At 63.4% G+C, this 25,738-nt stretch carries 25 protein-coding genes; 13 read left to right on the top strand and 12 right to left on the bottom strand.

What is annotated here, in order from left to right; translation table 11 throughout:
- Positions 1 to 11 precede the first annotated feature (11 nt).
- The 11 genes from EK16_RS04080 to EK16_RS04030 all read left to right on the top strand — a co-directional run bounded on the left by EK16_RS04080 (position 12) and on the right by EK16_RS04030 (position 8,564).
- Positions 12 to 392, top strand: a complete 381-nt coding sequence (locus EK16_RS04080) for a flagellar basal body protein (protein ID WP_038034909.1) — start codon at positions 12 to 14, stop codon at positions 390 to 392.
- Positions 393 to 466: 74 nt separating this feature from the next.
- On the top strand, positions 467 to 892 hold the full coding sequence (gene flgC / locus EK16_RS04075; protein ID WP_038034908.1) for a flagellar basal body rod protein FlgC: 426 nt from the start codon (positions 467 to 469) through the stop codon (positions 890 to 892).
- 41 nt (positions 893 to 933) lie between these two features.
- On the top strand, positions 934 to 1,260 hold the full coding sequence (locus EK16_RS04070) for a flagellar hook-basal body complex protein FliE (protein WP_038034907.1): 327 nt from the start codon (positions 934 to 936) through the stop codon (positions 1,258 to 1,260).
- A gap of 249 nt (positions 1,261 to 1,509) precedes the next feature.
- A complete protein-coding gene (gene flgG / locus EK16_RS04065; protein ID WP_038034906.1) occupies positions 1,510 to 2,292 on the top strand; it encodes a flagellar basal-body rod protein FlgG in 783 nt (260 codons plus the stop codon).
- 232 nt (positions 2,293 to 2,524) lie between these two features.
- The gene (gene flgA / locus EK16_RS04060) at positions 2,525 to 3,016 is read left to right on the top strand and encodes a flagellar basal body P-ring formation chaperone FlgA (RefSeq protein ID WP_038035844.1); all 492 of its coding nucleotides are present in this window, start codon (positions 2,525 to 2,527) and stop codon (positions 3,014 to 3,016) included.
- Positions 3,017 to 3,126: 110 nt separating this feature from the next.
- Positions 3,127 to 4,209, top strand: coding sequence for a flagellar basal body P-ring protein FlgI (locus EK16_RS04055; RefSeq protein ID WP_038034905.1), 1,083 nt, complete (start codon positions 3,127 to 3,129; stop codon positions 4,207 to 4,209).
- 10 nt (positions 4,210 to 4,219) lie between these two features.
- The gene (locus EK16_RS11400) at positions 4,220 to 4,924 is read left to right on the top strand and encodes a MotE family protein (protein WP_051928912.1); all 705 of its coding nucleotides are present in this window, start codon (positions 4,220 to 4,222) and stop codon (positions 4,922 to 4,924) included.
- On the top strand, positions 4,924 to 5,676 hold the full coding sequence (flgH, locus tag EK16_RS04045) for a flagellar basal body L-ring protein FlgH (RefSeq protein ID WP_051928911.1): 753 nt from the start codon (positions 4,924 to 4,926) through the stop codon (positions 5,674 to 5,676). The genes EK16_RS11400 and flgH overlap by 1 nt, the downstream gene beginning before the upstream one ends.
- A gap of 36 nt (positions 5,677 to 5,712) precedes the next feature.
- Positions 5,713 to 6,426 (top strand): flagellar basal body-associated FliL family protein, encoded by a 714-nt coding sequence (locus tag EK16_RS04040; protein WP_038034904.1) that lies wholly within the window; start codon positions 5,713 to 5,715, stop codon positions 6,424 to 6,426.
- 89 nt (positions 6,427 to 6,515) lie between these two features.
- Positions 6,516 to 7,304, top strand: coding sequence for a flagellar type III secretion system pore protein FliP (gene fliP / locus EK16_RS04035; protein ID WP_038035841.1), 789 nt, complete (start codon positions 6,516 to 6,518; stop codon positions 7,302 to 7,304).
- A 336-nt stretch (positions 7,305 to 7,640) separates the two neighbouring features.
- Entirely contained in the window at positions 7,641 to 8,564 is a 924-nt protein-coding gene (locus EK16_RS04030; protein ID WP_038034903.1) for a flagellin N-terminal helical domain-containing protein, read from the top strand.
- A gap of 320 nt (positions 8,565 to 8,884) precedes the next feature.
- On the opposite strand, the gene flhB is transcribed toward EK16_RS04030, so the two are convergent.
- From flhB to EK16_RS03970, 12 genes are all read right to left on the bottom strand, one after another.
- Positions 8,885 to 9,967, bottom strand: coding sequence for a flagellar biosynthesis protein FlhB (gene flhB / locus EK16_RS04025; protein WP_038035840.1), 1,083 nt, complete (start codon positions 9,965 to 9,967; stop codon positions 8,885 to 8,887).
- 71 nt (positions 9,968 to 10,038) lie between these two features.
- Complete coding sequence (locus EK16_RS04020) at positions 10,039 to 11,097, bottom strand: FliG C-terminal domain-containing protein (RefSeq protein ID WP_038034902.1); 1,059 nt, start codon at positions 11,095 to 11,097, stop codon at positions 10,039 to 10,041.
- Between the two features lie 86 nt (positions 11,098 to 11,183).
- Positions 11,184 to 11,783: a flagellar motor switch protein FliN gene (fliN, locus tag EK16_RS12495; RefSeq protein WP_231573600.1), complete on the bottom strand. Its 600-nt coding sequence runs from the start codon at positions 11,781 to 11,783 to the stop codon at positions 11,184 to 11,186.
- Between the two features lie 15 nt (positions 11,784 to 11,798).
- A complete protein-coding gene (locus tag EK16_RS04010; RefSeq protein ID WP_038034901.1) occupies positions 11,799 to 12,455 on the bottom strand; it encodes a FliM/FliN family flagellar motor switch protein in 657 nt (218 codons plus the stop codon).
- A gap of 66 nt (positions 12,456 to 12,521) precedes the next feature.
- Positions 12,522 to 12,764, bottom strand: coding sequence for a hypothetical protein (locus EK16_RS04005; protein ID WP_038034900.1), 243 nt, complete (start codon positions 12,762 to 12,764; stop codon positions 12,522 to 12,524).
- A 4-nt stretch (positions 12,765 to 12,768) separates the two neighbouring features.
- Complete coding sequence (gene motA, locus EK16_RS04000; RefSeq protein ID WP_038034899.1) at positions 12,769 to 13,644, bottom strand: flagellar motor stator protein MotA; 876 nt, start codon at positions 13,642 to 13,644, stop codon at positions 12,769 to 12,771.
- Between the two features lie 177 nt (positions 13,645 to 13,821).
- Positions 13,822 to 14,451 carry a septation protein A gene (locus tag EK16_RS03995; protein ID WP_081910244.1) on the bottom strand — a complete coding sequence of 210 codons (630 nt, stop codon included), beginning with the start codon at positions 14,449 to 14,451 and terminating at the stop codon, positions 13,822 to 13,824.
- 28 nt (positions 14,452 to 14,479) lie between these two features.
- A complete protein-coding gene (ftsY, locus tag EK16_RS03990; RefSeq protein ID WP_038034898.1) occupies positions 14,480 to 15,793 on the bottom strand; it encodes a signal recognition particle-docking protein FtsY in 1,314 nt (437 codons plus the stop codon).
- Positions 15,790 to 17,100, bottom strand: coding sequence for a tRNA (N(6)-L-threonylcarbamoyladenosine(37)-C(2))-methylthiotransferase MtaB (mtaB, locus tag EK16_RS03985; RefSeq protein WP_038034897.1), 1,311 nt, complete (start codon positions 17,098 to 17,100; stop codon positions 15,790 to 15,792). The genes ftsY and mtaB overlap by 4 nt, the downstream gene beginning before the upstream one ends.
- A 130-nt stretch (positions 17,101 to 17,230) precedes the next feature.
- Entirely contained in the window at positions 17,231 to 18,100 is an 870-nt protein-coding gene (gene dapF / locus EK16_RS03980; protein ID WP_038035837.1) for a diaminopimelate epimerase, read from the bottom strand.
- Between the two features lie 81 nt (positions 18,101 to 18,181).
- A complete protein-coding gene (locus EK16_RS03975; protein ID WP_051928910.1) occupies positions 18,182 to 18,943 on the bottom strand; it encodes a TerC family protein in 762 nt (253 codons plus the stop codon).
- Positions 18,944 to 19,176: 233 nt separating this feature from the next.
- Positions 19,177 to 20,514 carry a dihydroorotase gene (locus EK16_RS03970; RefSeq protein WP_038034896.1) on the bottom strand — a complete coding sequence of 446 codons (1,338 nt, stop codon included), beginning with the start codon at positions 20,512 to 20,514 and terminating at the stop codon, positions 19,177 to 19,179.
- A gap of 136 nt (positions 20,515 to 20,650) precedes the next feature.
- Here EK16_RS03970 and EK16_RS12170 point away from each other — a divergent pair, with 136 nt between their 5' ends.
- Entirely contained in the window at positions 20,651 to 21,538 is an 888-nt protein-coding gene (locus EK16_RS12170; RefSeq protein WP_197059600.1) for a CAF17-like 4Fe-4S cluster assembly/insertion protein YgfZ, read from the top strand.
- A gap of 1,042 nt (positions 21,539 to 22,580) precedes the next feature.
- Positions 22,581 to 25,559 carry an isoleucine--tRNA ligase gene (gene ileS / locus EK16_RS03960; protein WP_038034895.1) on the top strand — a complete coding sequence of 993 codons (2,979 nt, stop codon included), beginning with the start codon at positions 22,581 to 22,583 and terminating at the stop codon, positions 25,557 to 25,559.
- Positions 25,560 to 25,738 lie beyond the last annotated feature (179 nt).

The following is a 25,738-nucleotide window of genomic DNA, read 5'->3' as shown; positions in this document are numbered from 1 at the left end:
GGAGCTGCGGCATGGATCTCTTCGCACTGGCCAGTCAGAAGAACGCATGGCTTTCCGCGCGCCTGGGCGTGATCGCGGCCAACGTCGCCAATGCCGCGACCCCCGGCTATCGCGCCCGCGAAGTGGTGCCGTTTCGCGTGGTGCTGGAAAACGAGGGCCTGCAAATGGCGCGCACGCATGCTGCGCATTTCAACCTGCTGGGCGCGGAAGGGCCGGCGCGGCCGGAGACACGGGAGATCGTTGATGCCCGCAAGAGCCATTCGGGCAACACCGTGGCGCTGGAGGATGAGCTGATGAAGGGCGCGGAAAGCGTGCGCGCCTATCGGCTGAACACCTCGCTTGTGCGCACCTTTCACCGCATGGTCCTGCAGGCGCTGAAAGACGGCCTCTGATTGCAAAAAAGCCAGCGCCAACGCACCGATGGCCCGCACCGGCCGCCGCAGATGAGGAATGAAGGGCGAAAACGATGACGGCAGATCCGCTTCTCGCACCGATCAAGGTGGCCGCCGCCGGGCTGCATGCCCAATCCGAGCGCATGCTGGTGGCCGCGCAGAACCTGGCCAACGCCCGCAGCACCGGCGCCACCCCCGGTGCCGATCCCTACCGGCGTAAGACCATCAGCTTCGTTGCCGAACTCGACAGGCAGGCGGGCGTGGATACGGTGCGCATTGCCCGCTACAGCACCGATCCCTCGCCATTTCGCCTGGAATACAACCCCGGTCATCCCGCTGCTGATGAGCGCGGTTTCGTCAAGATGCCCAATGTCAATCCCCTGATCGAAATGGCCGATTTGAAGGATGCCGCGCGCATCTATCAGGCCAACCTGCAGGTGGTGCGTCAGGCGCAGCAGATCGTGGTGCTCACCATCGATCTTTTGCGCGCCGGCGGCTGACGCGGCCGGATGAAGGAACGATGATGTCGGAGTGAACAGCGATGATCGAATCCATCGGCGGTCTGACGGGATTGAGCGGCATGGCGCCCAGCCTGCAATTGCGTCCACCGCAGGGAAGCGGCCCGGCCGCAAAGGTTTCCGCCGCAGGGCAGGCGGATTTCGCCGCCGCGCTCAAGGCCGCGGCCGATCGGGCCGTCAACACCCTGCAGACGGCCGAGACGGTCTCCATGCAGGCCATGCTCGGCGAGGCGAACATCCAGCAGGTGGTGGACAAGGTCATGGAAGCGGAGCGCACCCTCTCCACGGCTCTGGCCATCCGCAACAAGCTCATCGCCGCCTGGCAGGAAATCAGCCGCATGCAGATCTGATGACACACTCGATGATCAAACCAATGTGGATGACCACACTACGCGACACAGATATCGTCATACCGGCGAAAGCCGGTATCTCAGGCCATACATGCATGCATTTGCGGCACGAGACCTAAGGCTTTCGCCGGGGTGACGAGGAAGATGGCAATGTTGTGTCGTAGTGTCGTGCGGTGGGATGTGAATACCCCTGTGGAGCAAGGCGAGACGCATAAAACGAAAAAAGAGACGATCAGAGAGGAGTGATCCATGCGCGCTTTGGCTATCGCGGCGACCGGCATGCTGGCCCAGCAGCTCAATGTCGAGGTCATCGCCAACAACATCGCCAACATCAACACCACCGGTTTCAAGCGCGCCCGTGCCGAGTTCACGGATCTCCTCTATCAGATCGAGCGCATGCCGGGCACGGCGGCACGCGGCGGCGAAGGTGTGGTGCCGGAGGGCAAGGCCCTGGGCCTTGGCGTGCGCACCGCTGCTATTCGCAAGCTTTTCGAGCAGGGCTCGCTGGCCAATACCGGAAACCGGCTGGACATTGCCCTGGTCGGCCGTGGCTGGTTTCGCATTCAGGGCCCGGATGGCGAAACGCTCTATACCCGCTCCGGCGCCTTCAACCGCAATGCGCAAGGCCAGCTCGTCACCATCGACGGCTATCAGGTCTTGCCGCCGATCACCATTCCGCAGGATGCCATCGACGTCATCGTCAATCCCGACGGGCAGGTCTTTGCTCGCATGCCCAATCAGCGCGAGCTGCAGCCTTTGGGCCGGCTTTCGCTCGCCTTGTTCGCCAATGACGTCGGCCTGGAGCCCATCGGCGACAATCTCTTCCGCGAAACGGAAGCCTCCGGCACCGCCGTCGTCGGGGCGCCGGGCGATCCGGGCTTCGGGCAGGTGCGCCAGGGCTTTCTCGAATCCTCCAATGTCGATGCCGTCAAGGAGATCACCGAGCTCATTACCGCCCAGCGCGCCTATGAGATGAACTCGAAGGTCATTCAGGCCGTGGACGAGATGCTCAGCACCGTCTCGCGGCGCTGACAAAGCCGGAAGGCCGCTTTGAGGTTCAAGGCCTTGAACGTGCCATGAGGGCAGGACAGGTGCCATGAAGGCAGCAGGCACATACGCTTATCTTCCCGCCGGGGCCCATCGTGCCAACCGAAAGGTACATGCGCGCCAACTGCGCACGCCTGAACGGAAAAAAACACGGCTTTGCCTGGCCCTTGCCGGGGCAGGCACCGTCCTTGCGCTTGCGTTCCTTGCGGCGATCGGCATGAAAACGGATCTCATCCCGCAGGCCCGCGCCCTCACGGTGGAGGAGCTGGCCCTGCAGGCCGAACAGGCGCGCCGCACCGCCTCCCTCTCCCGTCGCGAAAGCCGCTATGCGCCGCTCCCCGTTCCCGCCGTCACCATCTATCCGGGGCAGGTGATCGACGCCTCCATGCTGCGCACCCGCCCCTGGCCCAGGGATCGTGCGGCGGGTTTCGTCGATGATGCCCGCGCCATCATCGGCCGCATGGCCGTGCGCACGCTTGTGCGCAACCGGCCCATACCCGCTGCCGCCCTTTCCGCGCCCTATGTGGTGCGCAAGGGCAAGACCGTGCGTCTGATCTTCCGCGAGGGTGGCCTTGAGATCACCGCCCTGGCCACGGCGCTGGAAGATGCCGCCGCCGGCCGGCTGGTGGCCGTGCGCAATGTCGATTCTGGCCGCACCGTCTATGGCATCGCCCAGCCGGACGGCACCGTTCTGGTGAAGAAGCCATGAGGCGAACAGAGACATACGCCAGCCGATGCGGCAGTACCTCCGGGATCCTTTCCCGCCCGTTTGCACGTGCCGGGTGCAAGCGTCATGCAGGAAGGCTTGTTCTGGCGCTCATGGTGGCCCTGTCTGTCCTGCAGGCGGCGCATCTCCAGGCCGCGGTGCGCATCAAGGACATCACCTCCGTTCTCGGCGTGCGCGACAATCAGCTCATCGGCTATGGCCTCGTCGTCGGCCTTAATGGCACCGGTGATTCCATGCGCGGCTCGCCCTTTACCGAACAGTCCCTGCGCGCCATGCTGGAGCGCCTCGGCGCCAAGTTTGCCCGCGGCGCCTCGCGCAGCCGCAATGTCGCTTCGGTTCTGGTCACCGCCACGCTGCCTCCCTTTGCGCTCAAGGGCACGCGCGTGGATGTGACCGTCTCATCCCTCGGCGATGCCACCTCCCTGCAGGGCGGCACCCTGGTGCTCACGCCGCTGAAAGGCGCGGACGGCAAGGTCTATGCCGTCGCCCAGGGCCAGCTTGTCATCTCCGGTTTCAATGCTCAGGGGCAGGCGGCGCAGGTGACGCAGGGCGTGCCCACCGCCGCGCGCATTCCCAACGGCGCCATCATCGAGCGCGAGCTGAAAGGCGATTTTCATGACAAGAAGGTCCTCGTGCTCAGCCTGAACAATCCGGATTTCAATACCGCCGAACGCATCGCCGCCGCCATCAATGCCTGGGCGAGAAAGCGCTTTGGCCGCCCCATTGCCGCTGCGCGCGATCTGCGGGCGGTTTTCGTCAGGCGGCCCGAAAACATCCGCGTCAACCGCCTGCTGGCCGAAATCGGCAACCTCGTGGTGCAGCCGGATACGCCCGCCCGCGTTGTCATCGATGAGCGCACCGGCACCGTCGTCATCGGGCACAATGTGCGCATCTCCACCGTGGCCGTCACCCAGGGCAACCTCACGGTGAAAATCACCGAGCTGCCTGTTGCCTCCCAGCCCGCGCCCTTCTCCAACGGCGAGACGGTAATCCTGCCCCAGACCTTCGTGGCCACGCAGGAGAAGAAGGCCAATGTCGCCATCCTGAAGGGCACAAGCCTTGAGCGCCTGGTTACCGCGCTCAACCGTCTTGGCGTCAAGCCCAAGGACATCATTGCCATCCTGCAGGCCATCAAGTCGGCGGGCGCCCTGCAGGCCGAGCTCGTGGTGCAATAGGGAGGCGGCGATGATCTTGGGCAAGGGCAGAAAATCCATCATGCGCATACCGGCGGTGCTGGCGCTGGCCTCATTCCTTGCGCTGCCCGTTTCTGCCCCGGTTTGGGCGGCGGGCGCGGGTGCGCATGACGCTCCGGCGCAAGAGCATGGCAAGGCTGAAGGCGCGAAGGAAAAGACGAAAGACAAGGCCGCAGCGGCAGAGGAAAAGGAAAAGAAGCGCAAGAACCATCTCCTTCCTCCCCGGTTGCCTGCGGAGATCCGCAAGGACTATCAGCGCTATTGCTACAACATCGCCGATCAGGCCCGCGATGCCCGCTATCTCCGCCAGAAGCGGAAGATCGAGCAGATGGAGCGCCGCCTTGTGGAGCTCACCGAACGGCTGGAACGCAAGCGAGCCGAGTTCGAGGTATGGGTGAAGAAGCGTGAGGCCATCACCCGCCGCGTCACCGCCTCCATGCTCAAGGTCTACGAGAAAATGGAGCCGGATGCCGCTGCCCAGCAGATCCGTCACATGGAATATGCCGTCGCCGTTGCCCTGCTCACCGGCATGAAGCCGGAGAAGGCCTCCGCCATTCTCATGGAGATGGATCCCAAGATTGCCGGCCGTCTTGTCAATGTCATCGTCGGCCGCGTGGCTGAAAGCGCCGTTGGCCAGCCGGGCCGCGCCTTCACAGGCAGCGGCGGCGGACAGGCCGCAGCGGGAGGGACCAACTGATGCCTTATTGTGCCATCAATGCCGGAATAAGACCGTTTGCCGCCCTGGCGCTGGGCGCTCTTCTTTCCGCCTGCACCGCCAATCTCGAGGATATCGGAAAGGCGCCGGATCTCTCGCCCATCGGCACCGGCATGACGGCCTCCATCGGTCCCGTCGTCGCACCGCCCAAGCCGCAGCCGCAGCCGGCGCACTATTCCCTGTGGCCAGAGGGCAAGGAGAGCATGTTTCATGATCAGCGCGCCCGCAATGCCGGCGATGTCGTCACCGTCCTCATCCAGATCGACGACTGGGCCAAGCTCGACAACATGACCAGCCGCGAAAAATCCTCCGACATGAACGGCAAGCTGGGCATGGATTTTTCCTACAGTACGGAGGCCACCGATACCCCGAAGTTCGAGACCAAATCCTCGCTCTCCGGCACCGGCAGCCTCGGCACCGGCTCGAAATTCAAGGGCAAGGGCGGCGTTGCCCGCTCCGAAAAGATCAAGCTTGCCATCGCCGCCACCATCATCCGCGTGCTGCCCAATGGCAACTTCGTCATTTCCGGTCAGCAGGAGGTGCGGGTCAATCACGAGCTGCGCGTGCTGCGCATCTCCGGCATCGTGCGCCCCGAGGACATCACCCAGGAGAACACCGTCTCCTATGACAAGATTGCCGAGGCCCGCATCTCCTATGGCGGCCGCGGCCGCATCACCGAGGTGCAGCAGCCGGGCTGGGGCCAGCAGCTGATCGACATGTTCAACCCGTTCTGATCGCAGCACAGAGAAAAAACGCAAAGGGCCCGATCCATGGCCGAGGAGCAGAACGACACACTTAAGGAGCAACCGAAAGCGCAAGGGGGCAAGGGCTTCATCATCGGCCTTGCCATCGCCGCCGTGTTCGCCGCCGGCGCCGGTGCGGGGCTGGCCTTCATGCTGGCGCCCAAGTTCGCCGAGGCGGAAAAGGCAAAGGCCGCTTTGGCCCGCAAGGAACAGGCGGAAAACGCGAAAGAAGCGAAGACAGCCGATGCGGGCGAACATGGCAGGGCGGAAAATCCGTCACAGGCGCATGATGCTCCTCAGCGCGGACTTGCCGATATTTACCGCGGCGATGTCACCCTTGTGCGCCTAAAGCCCGTCACCACGAACTTAAGAAAGCCCTTCCGCGCCTGGGTGCGGCTGGAGGGGGCGATCATCCTCGCCGAGGAAAAGCCCGCAGGCGATGAGGAAGAGACCGCGGAAGAGGAAAAGGCCGGAAAGGAGGAAGAAAAGGCTGCCGCATCCGCAGAGGAAGGCGAAGGGAAGGGCGAAGGGGTTGAAGCGGTGGAAATTGGCGGCATTCCGGCGCTCGCCGCGCTCATTCAGGAGGATGTGCATGCCTACCTGCGCACGCTGTCGCTGAAGGATCTCGAAGGCGCCGGCAACCTTGCCTACCTGCGTGACGATCTCACGGAACGCGCCGCCATCCGCTCCGGCGGGCGCGTGAAGGAATTCGTCATCCTCTCTTTAGTGGTCGAGGAATGAGCAGAGACATCGGCACGAAAGAGCCATCCTTGCGGCATGGGCCCGCCGCGCGCTCCTGCCCGCCAAGGCGGCGCGCGTCTGTGTCATTCATGCGCGCGCTTGTGCTCGTGCTGCCTATCGTTCTGCTCTTCGCCGCCTCTCCCGCCGCGGCGCAGGAGACGCAGACCACCTTGCGCGATCTGCTCGCCAGCCCCGACGGCACCGTCACCGGCCGCATCGTGGAGGTCGTGGCCCTGCTCACCGTGCTTTCCCTGGCGCCGGGGCTTCTCATCATGGTCACCAGCTTCACCCGCATCATCGTGGCGCTGGCCTTTCTGCGGGCGGGCCTTGGGCTGCAGACCACGCCGGCCAATCTCATTCTCATCTCCCTTGCCCTGTTCATGACCTTCTTCGTCATGCAGCCCACGCTGGAAAAGGCCTGGAATAACGGCGTGCGCCCGCTCATGGACAACCGCATCACCCATGAGGAGGCCTTTAAGCGCATCGTTGCGCCTTTCCGCGAATTCATGCTCGATCACGTGCGGGAGAAGGACCTCGCCCTGTTTCGCGACATTGCCGAAAACGCCGGCGGCAAGCAGCAGGAGGAGGGCAGGGAAACACCCGTTCCGGAAAAGGCGCAGGAAAACGCCGGCGAAGTGCCCTTGCGCATTCTCGTGCCTGCCTTCATGATTTCGGAGCTGCGCCGGGGGTTTGAGATCGGCTTTCTGCTGCTTCTGCCCTTCCTCGTTATCGATCTCATCGTGGCCACCATTGTCATGTCCATGGGCATGATGATGCTGCCCCCCACCATCATCTCCCTGCCGTTCAAGATCCTCTTCTTCGTGCTCATCGACGGCTGGAGCCTGCTCGCCGGCGGCCTCGTCCGCTCCTTCTACTGATCATCGAAGGACGTGGCGCAAACGGGCCTTTCCCTTGTCAGTGCCGCGGACAAGGGGGTGTGCTGTATGGTCGTCCCGGAATCGCGCAGGAATTGAATACATTTTAACCAATTCGTTTTGCGGAATCTTAAATCGTGATCCGCATGCTTGGCGGTGCATCTCCAATGACGGATTGGATGCCACGGGAGATGATCTCCCGCGTTTCCCTCCCCGGACATGAGGTCCGTCTGCAGGCATTCAAAGGCATGAAGCCGCTTCCGTCATGTCGGTGCGAGTCCGACATGCTTCCCCGAGAAAGTGAGTATTGCGTCAATCAGAGTAGGAAAGGGGCAAGCCATGTTCAGCATTCGGACGAATGCATCCGCCATGACGGCTCTGCAGAGCCTCAATCAGACCAACAAGGCCTTAGCTCAGACCCAGAACCGCATCTCCACCGGTTATCGTGTTGCCACCGCGGCGGACAACGCGGCCTACTGGTCCATCGCCACCACCATGCGTTCGGACAACAAGGCCCTGTCTGCCGTGAAGGACGCGCTGGGCCTGGGTGCTGCCACCGTGGATGTGGCCTACACCGCCATGGACAAGGCCATCGAGGTGGTGGGTGAGATCAAGGCCAAGCTGGTCGCGGCCCGTTCGCCGGGTGTCGATCGCAGCGCCATCCAGGCCGAGATCGACGAGCTGCAGAACCAGCTCAAGAGCATCGCCGATTCGGCCTCGTTCTCCGGTGAGAACTGGCTGAGCGTCGATTCCTCGGCCTCCGGCTACAACGCCACCAAGACGGTGGTGGCTTCCTTCACCCGCACCGACAGCGGCGTGAAGGTCCAGACCCTGAGCATCGATGTCAACAGCCTGAAGCTCTATGATGCTTCCGGCACCGCCTCGGGCATTCTGGACAAGGAGTATACCACCACCGGCGGTCGCACCTTCTCCGTGGCCACGCTGGATATTTCCGGCATCACGGATTCCGCTGCCGATCTGCAGGATCTCGAGGAGATCATCGGCAAGGTGGACGGGGCCATTTCCTCCATGACCACGGCCGCCAGCAACCTCGGCGCCGCCAAGACGCGCATCGACATGCAGAAGGACTTCGTTTCCTCTCTCATGGATGCCATCGACCGCGGTGTCGGCCAGCTGGTGGATGCCGACATGAACGCCGAATCCACCCGGCTGCAGGCGCTGCAGGTGCAGCAGCAGCTCGGCGTGCAGGCGCTCAGCATCGCCAATGCCACCAGCCAGACCGTGCTGGCGCTGTTCCGCTGATGTCCTGAAGGGGAAAGGCGAAGGGCGGATCCGGTTCTCTCCCCCCGGATCCGCCCCTTCCGTCCTCCATCGGCGCGAAGCCCTTGAAGCACTCCGGCCGACGGTTCGCTCCGTCAACTTGCCGCGCTGATTCTTCGTCCGCGCGTTGTTGTGTCATGCCCGTAAAAAGCCCCCTTCAACGGGCCTGCCCATGCTCGCATGCAAATCTTTCCACCCGGTTTATGCCTCGCCGGAATGGGGCACTGCCCGGGAAGTTTCAGAAAGCGTGAAATTGCCGTCAAATCGATTGGCGGGCATCAAACGCGGCGCCATCATCCTTTTCAGGCGCCGCTTATCGCCTGGCGGGTGCGGGTCATCACGTAGTGGATGATTTCGGCCACTGCGGCATAGAACTCCGGCGGGATCATCTGGTTGATCTCCACCTGCGCATAAAGCGCCCGCGCCAGCGCCTTGTTCTCCACGATGGGCACGTCATGCTCCTGCGCGATCTCGCGGATTTTCTGCGCTATCAGGTTCTGGCCCTTCGCCACTACCACCGGCGCGGCATCCTTTTCCCGTTCATAGCGCAGGGCCACGGCATAGTGCGTGGGATTGGTGATCACCACCGTCGCCTGCGGCACCGCCGCCATCATCGAGCGCCGCAGCCTGTCGCGCGCAAGCGAAAGACGGCGGGCCTTGACAATGGGATCGCCTTCCAGGTCCTTGCGCTCGTCCTTCACCTCCTGCCGCGTCATGCGCAGGTTCAGCCACCAGTAGCGACGCGACCAGGCAAAGTCCGCCGCCGCCAGCACCAGCGCCGCCACCGCCACCGCCGCCAGCAGGTCCATGGCCAGTTTCAGCAGTATCTCCGGCAGGGCCTGCGGCGCCGCCTGCAGGGAAAGCAGGATCCAGCCGGACTGCGTGCGCAGCAGCATCGCCACCACGCCGCTGACCGCCGCAAACTTGGCCAGCGCCTTGGCGAATTCCACCCAGCCCTGCGCGCCGAAGATGCGCTTCATGCCCTTTTTGGGCGAAATGCGCGAAAGCTCCGGCTGAATGCGCTTGAAGGCTATGCGGGGCGGGTTCTGGATCAGCGAGGCGGAAATGCCGGCGATGATGAAGGCAAGAAACAGCGGCAGAAGAAAGAGAAAGGCAATCCCCGCCACATGCCCGATCAGCCGGAAGGCATCCTCGCCTGCATCAAGCCGCCATTCTCCGGGGCGTTCCAGAAAGGCGGCAAGGCTTTGCGCAAGTTTCGGGCTGCCCGGGCCGATGAAGAAGGCCGCCACCACCAGCATGGCCAGGATCGAGGCCAGCACCGCCGGCTCGCGCGAGAAGGGCACGTTGCCCTTCTCGATGGCATCGGCGATCCGTTTCTCTGTCGGATCCTCTGTCTTGCTGTCCTTGTCGGGTTCTTCAGCCATGATCTGGTGCGGCAATCATGCGGGAATGGGCATGACCAGCGGCCATGATGCCCGCAAGCCCGGAGAACGCATCAGGCGCCGTCTTCCTCGTCCATGCTGATGACGATCTCGCCTTCGCGCGCCAGCTCCAGTGCGAGGGCGGCGATCTCCTGCCGCGCGGCCTGAATGTCGGCTTCTGCCGGCTCGCTGCCGCCGGAAAGCTCCGCCTCCACCATCTTGCGCATGCGCCCGCCCAGGGCCTCCAGCACCACGTTCTTCAGATCGTCCGGCGCGCCGAACAGGGCCTTGATGGTGGTTTCCGCCGGCACCCTGTCGAACAGCACCATGCGGTCCTTCTGCGAAAGCTTCGCCACGTCCTCGAAGGAGAACAGCATCTTCTTCAACTGTGCCGCTTCCCTGGGATCGGCCTGCTTCAGCGCATCCAGGAAGCGCTCCACCACCTCCTTGTCCATGCGGTTGACGATGCTGGCCAGCCGGTTGCGCGCCTCAGCCATCATTTCGCTGGCACCGCCCTGGATGAAGGTGACACGAATGTGGCTTTCCACCGCCATGATGACATGCCGGTCCACGGGGCGAATGTGCAGCATCCGCAGCAGGATGTCGTTGCGCCGGTCATCCTCCAGCATGGCGCACAAGGTGGCGCTCACCTCCGCATCCACGCGCGATAGCAGAAAGGCGGCCGTTTGCGGATGTTCCTCGCGCACCAGCGGTTCCAGAATGTCCACCGAGGAGAAGCGCTCATCGGTCCAGATTTCCGAATCGCTCTCGCCCCCCATCAGTTCGGCCACCTTTTCCGGGCCCAGCACCTCTTCCAGCAGCGCCCGCGGCCGGCGCAGATCGCCCACGCTGTGCAGCCGCCGGGCGAAGCGCCGGGCGAAGTCCTCGACAATGGCCGAAAAATCTTCCGCCGAGACCGGATCGAGATCGATATCCAGCGCCTGCAGCCGCTCCAGATCCTCGCGGTCGAAATGTCTGAGCAGCTTCTCCAGGCTTTCGGCATCGAGCGTATTGAGCACGGTGGCGGCCTTCCACGGCCCGGGCAAAGGCCGCTGCTGCCCGCCGCCCGCCTCCGGCGCCATCAGAAAGCTGGGAGACATGCCCGGCCGGGAGAGGATCGTGTCGATCGTCATGATCGCCCTTTCGTCTTTATCAAACGTGCCCAGTGAATGACTCTGCAGTGCTTAAAAACCGCCGGTTTCTGAGCCTCATGCGGCCGTCAGCACATCGCACCCGGTTCCACGATCTCGGTCAGCCGAATGCCAAGGCGGCTTTCGTCCTCCTCGGAGACGACGACTTCGCCGCGCGCCACCAGCTTGCCGTTGACCATCACGTCCACCGGCTCGCCCACATGACGGTCCAGCTGCACGAAGGAGCCGGGGCCCAGGCGCATCAGCTCGGCGATGGTCATGCGCACGGTGCCCAGCACGATCTCCACGGTCACCGGAATGCGCATGACAAGATCAAGCCCCGCGCCAGCCTGCCGGGCTCCGCCCATACCGCGCCCGTTGCCGCCGGCATGGTCACTGGCGCCATTCCCTCCGCCCGCCGCAGGGGATGCCGCCGCATCGGCCCCGTTACTGTCGGCAGGCGCGGCAGAAGAAGCGGCCATTGCCGCCTGCCCGGCAGCGGCAACGGAAGAGGCGGACGCCGCTGCTGTGGCGGAGGCCGGGCCTTGCGCTGCGCCTGCCTCCGCAGCCTGTCCCTCCGTGCCGGAGCCGGCCGTGGGAGCCGCCTGCGAGGGCGCATCATTGTGCGCGGTCTGCGCCTGTTGGCCTTCCGCGGCGGGATTGGCGCGATCAGTATCGGTCTCGTTCATGGCGCATCCGTTCCGTCAACGCTCAGGTCTGTTTTCAGCAGCGCGGGCCAGACCGGCGAGAAAGTCTCGCGTGCCCGGCTCGGTGCCAAGAAGCTGCAGGGAGAAGAAGCCCCGCTCCTGTCCCAGTTCGCAGGTAAAGAGGGTCTCGCCGTCGCAGACGAAGCGCACCGGCGTATCCGGCGTCGTCTTCAGCCAGAGAATGTCACCCACCTCCAGGCTGGCCACGGCATTAAGCGGCATCTCGCCGCCGTCCAGCACCGCCGCACAGGCAATGCCCGTTTCGGCAAGGCGGGCATCCAGCGCCCGCCGCCAGTGCGGATCGGCGTGTTCCGTCTCCTCATGTGCCACGCGGCAGGGCTTGAGCGCCTGCGCCAGGGTGGCCGGCATAACAAGCAGCGCCTGCCCCTCTTCTCCGGCAGCGGCAAGCCGCACCGGCCAGACAATGGCCGCCCGTGTATCCTGCGCCAGCGTGCGCACGGCAAGGTCGGCATCGGCGGCATCCGGCGCAATCTCGATGCCGGCAGCCTTGCCCACCGTGTCGTTCAGGGCCCGCGCCAGCACATTCGCGGCCTGTCCGGCAAGCAGCAGATCGAAGGAGGAGAACGTCCGCTCCGGCGCCGGGGCGCGCCCTTCAGCGCCGCCGCCGAGGAAGGTTTCCACCACCAGGTTCACCGCCTGCCTGTCCAGCAGGATCGCCGCCGGATGGCCGTGCGCACCGGCCTCGAACGGACAGGCGGCCTAGGCGCCGGGCTCAAGGTCAGTCTCGGCCGGCGTGCGCACGACAGGCTCCTCGCCGGAGACCTCAAAGCGCAGGCCCGCCACCTCTTCCAAACCTTCGCGAAAGTGTGCGGCCGCCTCCTGCAGCAGGCGGGAAAGCGTGCGCATTCTCTCCGGCGGAATGCGCCCGGCACCGGCCACCAGCGCGGCGTTGCCACCGCGGGGAAGCTCTTCGGCAAGGATCGCGTCTTGCATGGCCGACATGGATTCACGCTGCCTTCTGTTCGCCACCGCCCGGGTTCATGGTTTCCTCCTCCACCACGTCGATCGGCGGCCGTTCGTGCGAGGAGATGGTCTTGCGTCCGAATTCCACCGCCACCTGCGGCATGGCCCCGTTCATGAAGGCGATCAGCGTCTGCTTCACGAGGATGAAGATGCGCATGTTGTGCGTGCGCACCACCTTGATCTTGCTCGCCAGCGGGCCGATGATGCCATAGGAGAGAAAGATGCCGGCGAAAGTGCCGACAAGCGCCGCACCGATGAGATGGCCCAGCACTTCCGGGGATTCGTTGAGCGCGCCCATGGCCTTGATCACGCCCAGCACCGCCGCGACGATGCCGATGGCCGGCAGGCCGTCGGCCATGCCCACAAGGGCGTGATAGGATTTCAGCGCGTCATGGGTCATGGTCTGGATTTCCTCGTCCATGAGCGCTTCCACCTCGTGGCTCTTGGCGTTGCCGATGAGGATGAGGCGGGCATAATCGCAGATGAAGTTGGTCAGCTGCTTGTCCTTGAGCACGTTGGGATAGCGCTGAAAGATCTCCGATTCTTCGGGGTTGTCGATGTGCCCCTCCACCTCGCCGCGGGACTTGCCGCGGATCTCCCGCATCAGGGTGAACAGCAGGCCGAGCACGTCCAGATAGTCGCGGGTGGAGACGGTCTTGCCCTTGATGGCTTCCATCACGCCCTTGCCCGCGTCCTTCACCACCTTCATGGGATTGGCCACCAGAAAGGTGCCGAAGGCGACACCGCCGATGATGATGAATTCGTAGGGCTGCCATAGGACGGACAGATGGCCGCCCTGCATGGCATAGCCTCCCAGCAGACAGCCGATGACGACCACAAAGCCCAGCAAGGCGGTCATGAGCGCGAAAACTCCCCTGCGGTTGAATGGTTTGCGCATGCATCCCGCGCCGCCTCAGGCGCGGCGCGGAAAACGGCCTCCTGCCGGCAAGGCTAGGCAGGCTGCCTTGCGCGAAACTGACGGGTTAGGCTGAGACAATGGCGTGAATGACCGAATGGTCTTGCCGGCAAAGGGGCTTTAGCCTTCGGTTTTCGGCGGCTCGATGTGATGTTTCATCATCAGGGGTGTCTGGGCGATGGCAAAGAAGAAGGTGAGCGCCAGCAGGCCGAAGACCTTGAAATTCACCCAGGCATCGGTGGAAACACTGCGCCAGACCACCTCGTTGAGCCCGGCAAGAAAAAAGAAGAACAGCCCCCAGCGCCGGGTGAGAATGCGCCAGCCGGTATCAGTGAGCTGCATGCCCTCGCCCAGGAGCATCTTGAGAAACAGCCTGTCAAAGAGCAGGCCCACGAGCAGAATGGTGCCGAACAGGGCATTAACCAGCGTCACCTTGATCTTGATGAAGGTCTCGTCATGCAGCCAGATGGTCAGGCCGCCAAAGGCGAGCACGAAGACCATGGCCACGATCGGCATCAGCGCCACCCGCCGAACCATAAGCCACGAGGCAAGGATGGCAAGCGGCGCGGTGATCATGTAGGCGGCGGTGGCGGCGAAGATCCCCCACTTGGCATTGATACCGAAAAAGACCAGCAACGGCCCCGCCTCGATGACAAAGCGCATCAACGGCGAAAGCCGGCGCGCCTGTTCGGGGGCCTGTGCCGCCTGTGATTTTTGTCCTTCGGTCTTCTCCAGGCTTTCCGGCATCATCCGCGCCCAGTCCTCTACGTTCGCGCCTTTACATTCGCGCATCCAGCCCGGCGATGGCGCGGGCGAAAGCCTCGGCATTGAAAGGCTGCAGATCGTCGATCTGCTCACCCACACCGATGGCATGCACCGGCAGGCCGTATTTCTCGGCGATGGCCACGAGAATGCCGCCGCGCGCCGTGCCGTCCAGCTTGGTCATGATCAGGCCGGTCACCCCCGCCACCTCGCGGAAGGCCTCCACCTGCATCAGCGCGTTCTGGCCCACCGTGGCATCCAGCACCAGCAGCACCGCATGCGGCGCCTCCGGAATGACCTTCTTCATCACCCGCACGATCTTGGCCAGCTCATCCATCAGCTCGCGCCGGTTCTGCAGGCGCCCGGCCGTGTCCATGAACACGATGTCCACGTTCTCCGCCTGCGCCTTTTTCAGGGCGTCAAAGGCAAGGGCGGCCGCATCCGCGCCTGTCTCCGCCTTCATGAAGGCAGCCCCGGCCCGCTCCGCCCAGACGCCAAGCTGCTCCACCGCCGCGGCGCGGAAGGTATCACCCGCCACCAGCATCACCGAATGCCCCTCCCGCCGTGCCAGCGCCGCCAGCTTGCCGATCGTCGTGGTCTTGCCCGAACCGTTCACCCCCACGACCAGAACGACGAACGGCCGTGTTTCCTCATCGATCTCAAAGGGCTGCTCCACCGGCTTGAGCACCCGCGCGATCTCTTCGGCCAGAACCGCCTTGACCTCCTCAGGCGTCACCGTTTTCTCGAAGCGCTCGCGCCGCAACCGTTCGATTACGCGCTCGGCCATGTCGATGCCAAGATCGGCCTGAATGAGAATGTCCTCAAGCTCCTGCAGCGTGTCCTCATCAAGCCGGCGTCGGGTGAAAATTCCGGCAATGCCACCGCCCAGAGCCGAGGAAGACTTCGCCAGCCCCTCCCGCAGCCGTGAAAACCAGCCCTTGCGCGCTCTATCAGTCGTAACCGCCTCTTCCGCCGGGGCGGAGGCCGTTTCTTCCGTTTCCGCAACCGCCCTTTCAGCCTTCACTGCCGGTTCTGCTTCGGCAATGTCCGGATGCACATCCTCTTCCCCGGAAGAGGCTGCGGTATTCCCCTCCTGCCCGGAAGGCGACGCGGCGGCTTCTGCAGAAGCAGAGGCGGAGTCGTCTTCATCCGGCAGGCGTTCCGTATCAGGCGCGCAAGCCCCCTCCGCCTGCCGCGCTTCATCCGCATGGGGCTGCTGCGGTGTGGAAAGGCTTTCTTGCGCTTCTGTTTTGGGGGCTTCGGCGGTTTTTTCCTGTTTCCTGCGCCGCCTGAACAGACGCCCGAACAGCCCGCCCGTCGATTCGCTCATGCCGCTACTCCGTTCAGCCGCATCCCGTCATGACCGGTAATGCGCACACGCACGATCTCGCCCACCGGCAGGGCCTCAGGAACCATGACCTCGGCGTGATTTTCCGCCCGCGCCAGCCCCGGCCGCTCCACCAGCACACGCATCGTCTCCCCCAGCAGGGAATCGAACAGCGCCCGCTTCTGCTGCTCGCCGGCCGCGCGCAAGGTCTGGGCCCGCGCCCTGGCCGTCGCTGCCGGCACCTGCGGCATGCGTGCCGCCGGCGTGCCCGGCCTGGGCGAGAAGGGAAAGACATGCAGCCACACCAGCCCGCAGTCCTCCACCAGCTGCAGGGTATTGGCGAACATCTCTTCCGTTTCGGTGGGAAAGCCGGCGATCAGATCGGCGCCGAAGACCACATCCGGCCTGAGCGCGCGCACCCGGGCGCAGAAATCCACCGCCTGCGCCCGGCTGTGCCGCCGCTTCATGCGCTTGAGGATCATGTCATCTCCCGCCTGCAGGGAGAGATGCAGATGAGGCATCAGCCGCTCTTCCTGCGCCAGCACGTTGAGAAAAGTCTCGTCGATCTCCGCCACGTCGATGGAGGAGATGCGCAGCCGCTCAAGCTCCGGCACGGCCTTCAGCACCGCGGCCACAAGATCGCCCAGGCGGGCCTGACCGGGAAGATCCTCGCCCCAGCTGGTGAGGTCCACACCTGTCAGCACAACTTCCCTGTGTCCGGCGTTGCGCGCCGCCCGCACCTGCGCGATCACGTCCTCCATGGGCAGAGAGCGCGCATTGCCGCGGCCAAAGGGAATGATGCAGAATGTGCAGCGATGATTGCAGCCGTTCTGCACCTGCACGAAAGCCCGGGTGCGCCCGCTCATGCCCGCAACCGGCAGGGGCGCAAGCCGCCGCGCCGCCATGATATCGGAGATCATCACCGGCTTTTCCGTTTCCACAACGGCCGGCGCTGGCTCATCACCCGGCGGGCTGCATTCCGCATGCGAAAGCGCCTGCGCCAGCCTGCGCCAGGCCTTGGCGTTAAGCTTCTCGACATTGCCGAGCACCGCATCCGTTTCCGGCATGGCGGCGAAGGCCGCACCGTCCGTCTGGGCGGCACAGCCGGTGACGATCAGCGGCCGCTCCGGATGGCTCCGCCGCGCCTTGCGGATGGCCTGCCGCGCCTGACGCTGCGCTTCCGCCGTCACCGCACAGGTGTTGACGATAACCGCGTTGCTGAGCCCGGCGGCCTCGGCATGGCGGCGCATCGCCTCCGATTCGAAGGCATTGAGGCGGCAGCCGAAGGTGATGATGTGCGGTGCGTTCATGAACGATCCGTTCCGCTTAAATTTCCGTTTGCAAGCGCCAGCATCATAAGCTTCTGCCGGATATCGGGGCGTATACTTATGCGCACACGGGCGGACATGAGGGGCGGATCAGCGCATTCCCTTGCTTTCTCTAGGCCGCCGGGCGCGTAAAGGTCTCCGCCGGCAACGTGCCCTCGAATTCGTATTCCACCGGCCCGGCCATGAGGATGTGATCATCGCTTTCCCGCCAGCGGATGTGCAGATCCCCGCCGGGCAGAGTGACGCGCACATTCCGCCCCGTCAGCCGTTTGCGCGCCGCGCACACTGCCGCCGCGCAGGCCGCCGTGCCGCAGGCCCTGGTCAGGCCGGCGTCCCGCTCCCACACCTTAAGCCGCAGATGATCCGGCCCTTCCACCTTGCACAGCGAGATGTTGGCCCCCTCCGGAAAGATCGGATGATTCTCCAGAAGCGGCCCCACCTTGCCAAGATCGACGACATCCAGATCCTTCACCCAGAAGATGGCATGCGGATTGCCGACATTGACCACCGAGGGCGTGTGCAGCACAGGGTTGTCGATCGGCCCCACCTGCAGCTCAATGCCGCGCGTATCGCGAAACTCTTCCGCCAGCGGGATGTCCTGCCAGTCAAACTTCGGCGCGCCCATGTCCACCTGGATCAGACCGTCCTCGCGGCGCGTGGCCAGCAAGAGCCCGGCATCGGTGCGGATCACGGCATGATCGCGCCCGGTTTCGTTCATCAGGATATCGGCCACGCAGCGTGTGGCATTCCCGCAGGCGCCCACGCGCGAACCGCCGCGGTTCCAGATTTCCATGAACACATCCGCGCCGTTCACGCGCCGCAGCACGATGATCTGATCACATCCCACACCCTTTTCGCGATCGCCGATGGCGCGGGCGATCTCCGCCGTCATCGGAATGGGCCGGCTGCGGGCGTCCAGCACCACAAAGTCATTGCCCAGCCCGTTCATCTTGCGAAAGGGAATAGCCTCGCCGTCGCTCATGGCCATGCGCATCCGTTCTTGTTGCGAAGGTGTCGGCAATATAGGCCCGCAACCCGGGCATGACAAATCCCATGGCCTTTATCAGCGCCTGCCGCCGGGGCGTCGCCTCAGGCCGGAAAGGCCCTCCAGCGCCAGCGCCAGCAGAATGACGCCGAAGAGATAGCCATGCGGCACCGGCACGTGAAGCCCTTCCGCGATCAGGGCGGCGCCGATCATCAGGACGAAGCTCGCCGCCAGCAGGTGCAGGGCGGGATGACGCTCCAGCAGCCGCTCAAACGGTCCCGCCGCCAGCGGCATTGCCGCCACTGCAATCACATTGGCCGCGATCATCACCCACAGCGTGGGCGCCAGCGCCACTGTCGCCACGGTGGAATCCACCGAGAAGACGAAATCGAGCCAGCCAATGGTGAGCATGACCGGGATCACGGCGGCGGTTTTAGCCTTCTGCCGTTTTTCGCGCATGCGCTTAACGGCCCGCTTCGGCTCCGCCCGCGCCAGCCGGCGCACATCACCCAGCGCCTTCAGGAACAGATAGCCGCCGCCGGTGAGCAGCAGGATGTCATGCCAGGAAAGCGTGATCATCGGCAGCGCAATCACCGGCGCGGTCAGAACCTTCAGCCGCGCCATGAACAGAAGAATGACAAGACGCAGCACCAGCGCCAGCGAAAGCCCCGCCGCCTGCGCCAGCCGCCGTTTGTCCTCCGGCAGGCGCTCCGAGACCATGGTGAGAACGACGAGATTGTCGATATTGAGAAGAATGCCGAGAAGGCTCAGCGACAGCAGGCTGAGAAGCGCATCACCCGCTTCCGCCCCGCTGAACAGCCAGCCTGCAATCCCGTCCATCCTCCCGGCCTCGTCATCAATCAGGTGCCAAGGCTTTGGCACGCCGCTTTTTTCCCTCCCCCTATCAGGGGGAGGATAAGATCATGCGCCCTTTTCTTCTTGCCGCTCATGTGCCATTCCGCCCTCTGCCTGTGACATGCCTGAATGGACATACGCCTCGGCAACCGGGGCGGTTGCGTAAGTGCCAGCTAAAAGGGGAATGCTCCAACATACGATCGCGCCCCTGCGCCGCTTCAGGCCGCCGCATTCAAGGTTTCCATGAAACGCACAGGGGCGCCTTCAGGATCGCCGATCACCTCACCCTCCCACATCACGCGCCGGCCGCGCACGATGGTGCCCACGGGCCAGCCGCGCACGCGCCGGCCAAGAAACGGCGACCAGCCGCATTTCGAGGCCAGCCAGGATTCTTCGATCACGCGCTCGGCCTTTAAGTCCACGATGGTGAAGTCGGCGTCATAGCCTTCCGCGATGCGGCCCTTGCCCGCGATCTGAAAGACGCGGTGCGGCCCCTCGCAGACGAGATCAACAAGCCGCAGGAGAGTGAGCCGCCCGGCGTTGACATGATCGAGCATGATCGGCAGCAGCGTTTGCACTCCCGGCATGCCGGAGGGCGATTCGGGATAGGGCCTTGCCTTTTCATCCTTCGTGTGCGGGGCGTGATCGGAGCCGATGACATCGACAAGCCCGCTGTTCACCGCCCGCCACAGCGCCTTACGATGCCTGCCCTCGCGGATGGGCGGGTTCATCTGCGCGAAAGTGCCAAGCTCCGCATAAGCCTCTTCCGCCGTCAGGGTGAGATGCTGCGGTGTCACCTCCACGGTGGCGAAATCGCGCGCTAAAGCCAAAAGCGGCAGCTCCTCCGCCGTGCTCACATGCAGCACGTGAATGCGCTTGCCCGCCTTGCACGCCAGGGTGAGAAGCCGCTTCGTGGAAGTAAGCGCCGTTTGCACATCGCGCCACTGCGGATGACTGGCCGGCTCGCCCGGGATGCGCACATTCAGCCGCGCCTTCAGCCGCGCCTCGTCCTCGGAATGAAACGCCGCCCGCCGCTGAATGACGGAGAGAACGCGCAAGAGCGTCTCATCATCATCCACCAGCAAGGAGCCGGTGGAGGAACCCATGAACACCTTCACCCCGGCCACGCCGGGCAGGCGCTCCAGCCGCGGCAGGTCCATAACGTTCTCGGCGCTGGCGCCCACATAGAAGGCAAAGTCGCAATACATGCGCCCCGTTGCCCGCGCGATCTTATCACGCACCGCGTCTTCCGTGGTTGTGGGCGGGGCGGTGTTCGGCATCTCGAAAACCGCCGTGACCCCGCCCAGCACCGCCGCGCGCGAGCCCGTGGCCAGATCCTCCTTGTGCTCATGGCCCGGCTCGCGGAAGTGCACCTGGGTATCGATCACGCCGGGCAACACATGCAGGCCACGACAGTCGATCACCGTTTCCGCCGCAGCCTCCGGCAGATCACCAATGGCGGCGATGCGCCCGTTCAGCACGCCGATGTCGGCGCTGGCCATGCCGGCGTGTGAAACCACCGTTCCACCTTTCAGCAGAAGATCATATTGCGCCATGGAAAAGACGGTCTCCGCGGTCTATGTCTGTTCAGCAAGGGGTCATTCCGGTTCGCCAAGCCGTTCCTCCCTTTTCGGAATGAACGGCGGCATCCTTAACTCTCCGGAGAAAAGCACGCAGCAACGGGGCTTGTCCATGCCGATGCAGCCGATACACCTGAAAGAACGCGCCGTCATTGAAATCGCAGGCGCCGATGCCCGCGCCTATCTCCATTCTCTCGTCACCCAGGACATCATGAACCTTCCGGCCGGTCAGACCTGCTGGGCCGCGCTGCTCACGCCCCAGGGCAAGATCCTGTTTGACTTCTTCATTCATGCCCTTTCCGGCGAGGGAAACGAAGAGCGTTTTCTGCTCGATGCACCGGCTTCGCGCCGCGATGCCCTCATCACCCGCATGACCATGTATCGACTGCGCCGTCAGGTGACGATCACGCCGCGCGAAGATCTGGCCGTGGCCGTTGATCTGGCTGAAGACGCAGCGCCCGGCGGGGCCATTGTCTATGCCGATCCCCGCTATGCGGAAATGGGCACCCGCGCGTTTCTGCCCCAAGAGGCCGCGGCGAACTTCGCCGAAGATGCAACGGCATGGCATGCCCGGCGCATCGCCTTGGGCCTTCCGGATTCCGATGGCGATATCGGCAGCCAGAAACTCTTTCCGCACGAGGCCAATTTCGACTGTCTCAATGGCGTCAGCTTCACCAAGGGCTGCTATGTGGGCCAGGAAGTCGTCTCCCGCATGCAGCACCGCACCACGGTGCGCAACCGCCTTTTGCCCGTCTTGGCTGATGCCCCCTTGCGCACCGGCATGGTCATCACCGGCGCGGAAAAACGCATGGGAGAGATTTCCTCCACCGCCGATGAACGCGCCATCGCCCTCATCCGCCTCGATCGCGCCGCCACCGCCCTGGAAAACGGCGAACCTTTGAAGACGGAAGAGGGAATATCCATCCGCATCACGCTGCCCCCCTGGATCTGCTTTGAGCTGCCCGATCCCATCCGCCGCACAGCCCAAGAGGCACGCTGATCGGTTCTTGCATGACGGATCACAAGCCCTACCGCGGCACACTGGTGTCCGAGGAAATTCAGGAACCATGATGTTGCCGTCAAACCGACCGAGGAAAAAAGACTTTCCAAGAGTTGGGCGTTAGTTGTTTAACTCATTGATAAACAAAAGAAAAACGTCATTGCCGGGCCCAAGCCTGTCCCGGGCTTGAACCGGGATCCCGGCAATCCAGGGCTAGGGATGAGGCGGGGTTGTAGAACGACGGCATTCGCCAACTGGCTTGGTTTGAGCCGAATAGAAAAAATGCCGGAACGGGATTGTATCCCGTTCCGGAACATTTTGGCGGGGTATGTTACCCCGCCATCTATGCTTTAGGCGGGGTTGAAAACCCCGCTGAAACATTCCGGAAGAGGTTGAAAACCTCTTCCGGCAAGGCCCTGCCGCGGCGGAACGCCGCCATGAGAGGGCAGGGGGATCGTTGCGAACGGAAAGTCAGGAGCCCGAAAAAAAAAAAAAAGCGGCCCCGCCAGCGGGAGAGGCGGGGCCGGGTGCATGAGCGGGCCTGTCGGAGTTTCACGATCAGGACGCGACAGGGGATCCGTTCGGCATGACCCCGGGATGAAGGGCCATGAGCGGGAGTTTCGCGCCCTGCGGCAGGGACTTCGGTGGTGAAACCGCTTGCCAGTCGCTCCGTTTGCAGGAGTGAGTATGTCATAAGTGAGAATGATTAGCAATATCTCGTTCATGCTCGCCGCACATATCCCCTGCCGCATGGTGAAAACGGGCGCTGAGGGATTGTGCGTGAGCGTTTTAAGTCCTCCGTCAGCGCGCTCAGTTTTCCAGTGCCCTTTGCCCGCATCAAAGCGGCCTTAAATAAAGGAACCTGCCCGGGCCATCTTCCCATGACGGGCCATTTGCTCTAGAAGCCCTGCAGGACCGGCGTGTAAGCTCAAGCGCGCTCTTGGATCCCTGAAAGCCACGTTACATAAAGGGGGCGGCGCCGCACGCCTTTAATAAGAAAAAAACCAGCATCCGATCCTGCAAAGCGAAAAAGCGAGACGCCATGAGCGAGACAAACAAGGCCGCTGGCAAGCGCGATTATCGCAAGACCCTGTTTCTGCCGAAAACCGATTTTCCCATGCGCGCCGGTCTGCCGAAGAAGGAACCGGAGATCCTCAAGCGCTGGGAGGAGATGGATCTCTACCGCCGCTGCCGCGAGGCGGCAAAGGGCCGCGAGAAATACGTGCTGCACGACGGCCCGCCCTACGCCAACGGCCATTTGCACATCGGGCATGCGCTGAACAAGATCCTCAAGGACATCATCACCCGCACCCGGCAGATGATGGGCTATGACTCCAACTACGTGCCGGGGTGGGACTGTCATGGCCTGCCCATCGAATGGAAGGTGGAGGAGCAGTTCCGCGCGGAAGGCAAGAACAAGGACGAGATTCCCATCAACGATTTCCGCGCCGAGTGCCGCAAGTTCGCCGAGCACTGGATCAACGTGCAGCGCGAGGAGTTCATCCGGCTCGGCGTCATCGGCGACTGGAAAAACCCCTATACCACCATGGCCTATGAGGCCGAGGCCATCATCGCCAATGAGCTGCTGAAGTTCGCGAAGATGGGTCAGCTCTACCGCGGCTCAAAGCCGGTGATGTGGTCGGTGGTGGAAAAAACCGCGCTGGCCGAGGCCGAGGTGGAGTATCACGACTACACCTCGGACACCATTTGGGTGAAGTTTCCCTTAGAGATTGTTTTGGCAGAGAAATCCACTGAGGACTTCCCCCATGGAAATACTTTTATCGTTATTTGGACAACGACGCCGTGGACTATCCCCGGTAATAGGGCCATCTCTTTCAACCCGAAAATTTCCTATGGCCTTTACGAGGTGAAAGCGGCGCCGGAAGGCAACTGGGCCAAGCCGGGCGAGCGTTACATTCTGGCTGACGCACTCGCAGCTGATGTGATGAAGGCTGCGCGAGTGGAGAACTATAGCAGAATTCGTGACGTTCCTGGTGATGACTTGGCTGTAATGACATGTAAGCATCCATTGCAGCATTTGGGCTACGATTTCGACGTGCCCCTGCTGCCGGGCGAGCACGTGACGGAAGAGGCGGGCACCGGCTTCGTGCACACCGCACCCGGCCATGGCCGTGAGGACTATGAAGTATGGATGGATCACGCTAAGTGGCTAGAAGAAAAGGGCATTTCCACATACATCCCCTTTACCGTCGATGAAGACGGTGTGCTCACCGAAGAGGCACCGGGCTTCACCGGCAGGCGCGTGCTCACGCCCGAAGGCAAGAAGGGCGATGCCAACGAGGCCGTCATCGAGGCCTTGAAGGACGCCGGCATGCTCATCGCCCGCGCCCGGCTGAAGCACCAGTATCCGCATTCCTGGCGCTCCAAGAAACCGGTGATCTTCCGCAACACGCCGCAGTGGTTCATCCCAATGGACAAGCCATATACGGATGATCCATTCGACACCTTAAGAAATCGCGCACTGCTGGCAATCGATGAGCAGGTGAAATGGATACCCTCCGCTGGGCAGCGCAGAATCAAATCCATGATTCTGAACCGCCCGGACTGGGTGGTCTCCCGCCAGCGCGCCTGGGGCGTGCCCATCGCCATTTTCGTGCACAAGGAAACGGGCGAGATCCTCGTCGATGATGAGGTCAACCGCCGCATCATCGAAAGCTTCCGCGAGCGCGGGGCGGACGCCTGGTTCGAGGACGGCGCCAAGGAGCGCTATCTGAAAGGGCGCGTGGAGAACCCGGACGACTGGGAGCAGGTGCGCGACATTCTGGATGTGTGGTTCGATTCCGGCTCCACGCATGCCTTCGTGCTGGAGCAGCGCGAGGACCTGAAGTGGCCTGCCTCCATGTATCTGGAAGGCACCGATCAGCACCGCGGCTGGTTCCATTCCTCGCTGCTCGAGAGCTGCGGCACACGCGGACGCGCGCCGTATGAGAGCGTGCTCACCCACGGCTTCGTGCTGGACGAGGAAGGCCGCAAGATGTCCAAGTCCCTGGGCAACGTGGTGAGCCCCCAGGACGTGATGAAACAGTATGGCGCGGACATTTTGCGCCTGTGGGTCATGGCCTCGGACTATGCGGAAGACCTGCGCATCGGCCCGGAGATCCTGAAAAGCATGGCCGATGCCTATCGCAAGCTGCGCAACACCATCCGCTACATGCTAGGCGCGCTCGCCGATTACGATCCGGAAACGGAGCGGGTGGACGACATCGCACAGATGCCCGAGCTGGAGCGCTATATCCTGCACCGGCTCAGGCAAGTGGGTGAGCAGGTGATGAAGGCCTATGAGGCCTTTGACTTCAAGCGCGCCTACGCCGCCATACTCAACTTCATGGTCAATGACCTCTCCGCCTTCTACTTCGACATCCGCAAGGATTCGCTTTACTGCGATCCCTATTCCTCCATGCGTCGGCGCTCCTGCCGCACGGTCATCGACACCCTGTTTGAGCACGTTTTGCGCTGGCTGGCGCCGTGGCTTGCCTTCACCGCGGAGGAGGCCTTCTGGAGCCGCACCGGCAACATGGACGACTCCATTCACCTGAAGGAGTTCCTGCCGCTGCCCGATGAATGGCAGGATGATGCCCTGGCGGAGAAGTGGCGCAAGATCAGAAAGGTGCGCTCCGTCATCACCGGTGCGCTGGAAGTGGAGCGCAAGGAGAAGCGCATCGGCTCCTCGCTGGAGGCGGCGCCAGTGGTGTTCATTTCCGACGCCGACCTGATGGCGGCGCTGGATGGCGTGGACATGGCCGAGGTGACCATCACGTCGGCCATCGACATCCGCGAGGGCGAAGGGCCGGCGGAGGCTTTCCGTCTGGAGGACGTGCCGGGCGTGGCCGTGGTGGTGGAAAGGGCGAAGGGCCGCAAGTGCGCCCGCTCCTGGAAGATCACCGAGGACGTGGGCACCGACCCCGAGTTCCCCGACATCACCCCCCGCGACGCCGAAGCCGTGCGCGAATGGCTGGCCCGCACTGGCCAGACGCCGGACGCGCTGGAAACGGAAGACTAAGGAAGAGCAAAAAGACAGATGAAAGCCCCGCCACCAACCAATGGTGGTGACGGGGCGATGCATATATGCTATCCTGTCCTTGGCTGCTTATCCCTCTCGGGACAGAGGCACATCCAAGGCTCATTACACGCATTGAGTATAATATCAAAACGTAACTTTTCAATCGTCACGATTACATT

It is taken from the genome of Thermopetrobacter sp. TC1 (assembly GCF_000746275.1).
GTDB lineage: Bacteria > Pseudomonadota > Alphaproteobacteria > Rhizobiales > Aestuariivirgaceae > Thermopetrobacter.
Note: the sequence above shows the minus strand (reverse complement) of the source record. Positions and strands in the feature narration are given on the sequence as shown.

Bases quoted from the DNA above. Each gene is read 5' to 3' on its own strand.
- EK16_RS04080 (WP_038034909.1), top strand. From the start codon at position 12: ATGGATCTCTTCGCACTGGCCAGTCAGAAGAACGCATGGCTTTCCGCG.
- flgC (WP_038034908.1), top strand. From the start codon at position 467: ATGACGGCAGATCCGCTTCTCGCACCGATCAAGGTGGCCGCCGCCGGG.
- EK16_RS04070 (WP_038034907.1), top strand. From the start codon at position 934: ATGATCGAATCCATCGGCGGTCTGACGGGATTGAGCGGCATGGCGCCC.
- flgG (WP_038034906.1), top strand. From the start codon at position 1,510: ATGCGCGCTTTGGCTATCGCGGCGACCGGCATGCTGGCCCAGCAGCTC.
- flgA (WP_038035844.1), top strand. From the start codon at position 2,525: ATGAAAACGGATCTCATCCCGCAGGCCCGCGCCCTCACGGTGGAGGAG.
- EK16_RS04055 (WP_038034905.1), top strand. From the start codon at position 3,127: ATGGTGGCCCTGTCTGTCCTGCAGGCGGCGCATCTCCAGGCCGCGGTG.
- EK16_RS11400 (WP_051928912.1), top strand. From the start codon at position 4,220: ATGATCTTGGGCAAGGGCAGAAAATCCATCATGCGCATACCGGCGGTG.
- flgH (WP_051928911.1), top strand. From the start codon at position 4,924: ATGCCTTATTGTGCCATCAATGCCGGAATAAGACCGTTTGCCGCCCTG.
- EK16_RS04040 (WP_038034904.1), top strand. From the start codon at position 5,713: ATGGCCGAGGAGCAGAACGACACACTTAAGGAGCAACCGAAAGCGCAA.
- fliP (WP_038035841.1), top strand. From the start codon at position 6,516: ATGCGCGCGCTTGTGCTCGTGCTGCCTATCGTTCTGCTCTTCGCCGCC.
- EK16_RS04030 (WP_038034903.1), top strand. From the start codon at position 7,641: ATGTTCAGCATTCGGACGAATGCATCCGCCATGACGGCTCTGCAGAGC.
- flhB (WP_038035840.1), bottom strand. From the start codon at position 9,967: ATGGCTGAAGAACCCGACAAGGACAGCAAGACAGAGGATCCGACAGAG.
- EK16_RS04020 (WP_038034902.1), bottom strand. From the start codon at position 11,097: ATGACGATCGACACGATCCTCTCCCGGCCGGGCATGTCTCCCAGCTTT.
- fliN (WP_231573600.1), bottom strand. From the start codon at position 11,783: ATGAACGAGACCGATACTGATCGCGCCAATCCCGCCGCGGAAGGCCAA.
- EK16_RS04005 (WP_038034900.1), bottom strand. From the start codon at position 12,764: ATGTCGGCCATGCAAGACGCGATCCTTGCCGAAGAGCTTCCCCGCGGT.
- motA (WP_038034899.1), bottom strand. From the start codon at position 13,644: ATGACCGCCTTGCTGGGCTTTGTGGTCGTCATCGGCTGTCTGCTGGGA.
- EK16_RS03995 (WP_081910244.1), bottom strand. From the start codon at position 14,451: ATGATGCCGGAAAGCCTGGAGAAGACCGAAGGACAAAAATCACAGGCG.
- ftsY (WP_038034898.1), bottom strand. From the start codon at position 15,793: ATGAGCGAATCGACGGGCGGGCTGTTCGGGCGTCTGTTCAGGCGGCGC.
- mtaB (WP_038034897.1), bottom strand. From the start codon at position 17,100: ATGAACGCACCGCACATCATCACCTTCGGCTGCCGCCTCAATGCCTTC.
- dapF (WP_038035837.1), bottom strand. From the start codon at position 18,100: ATGAGCGACGGCGAGGCTATTCCCTTTCGCAAGATGAACGGGCTGGGC.
- EK16_RS03975 (WP_051928910.1), bottom strand. From the start codon at position 18,943: ATGGACGGGATTGCAGGCTGGCTGTTCAGCGGGGCGGAAGCGGGTGAT.
- EK16_RS03970 (WP_038034896.1), bottom strand. From the start codon at position 20,514: ATGGCGCAATATGATCTTCTGCTGAAAGGTGGAACGGTGGTTTCACAC.
- EK16_RS12170 (WP_197059600.1), top strand. From the start codon at position 20,651: ATGCCGATGCAGCCGATACACCTGAAAGAACGCGCCGTCATTGAAATC.
- ileS (WP_038034895.1), top strand. From the start codon at position 22,581: ATGAGCGAGACAAACAAGGCCGCTGGCAAGCGCGATTATCGCAAGACC.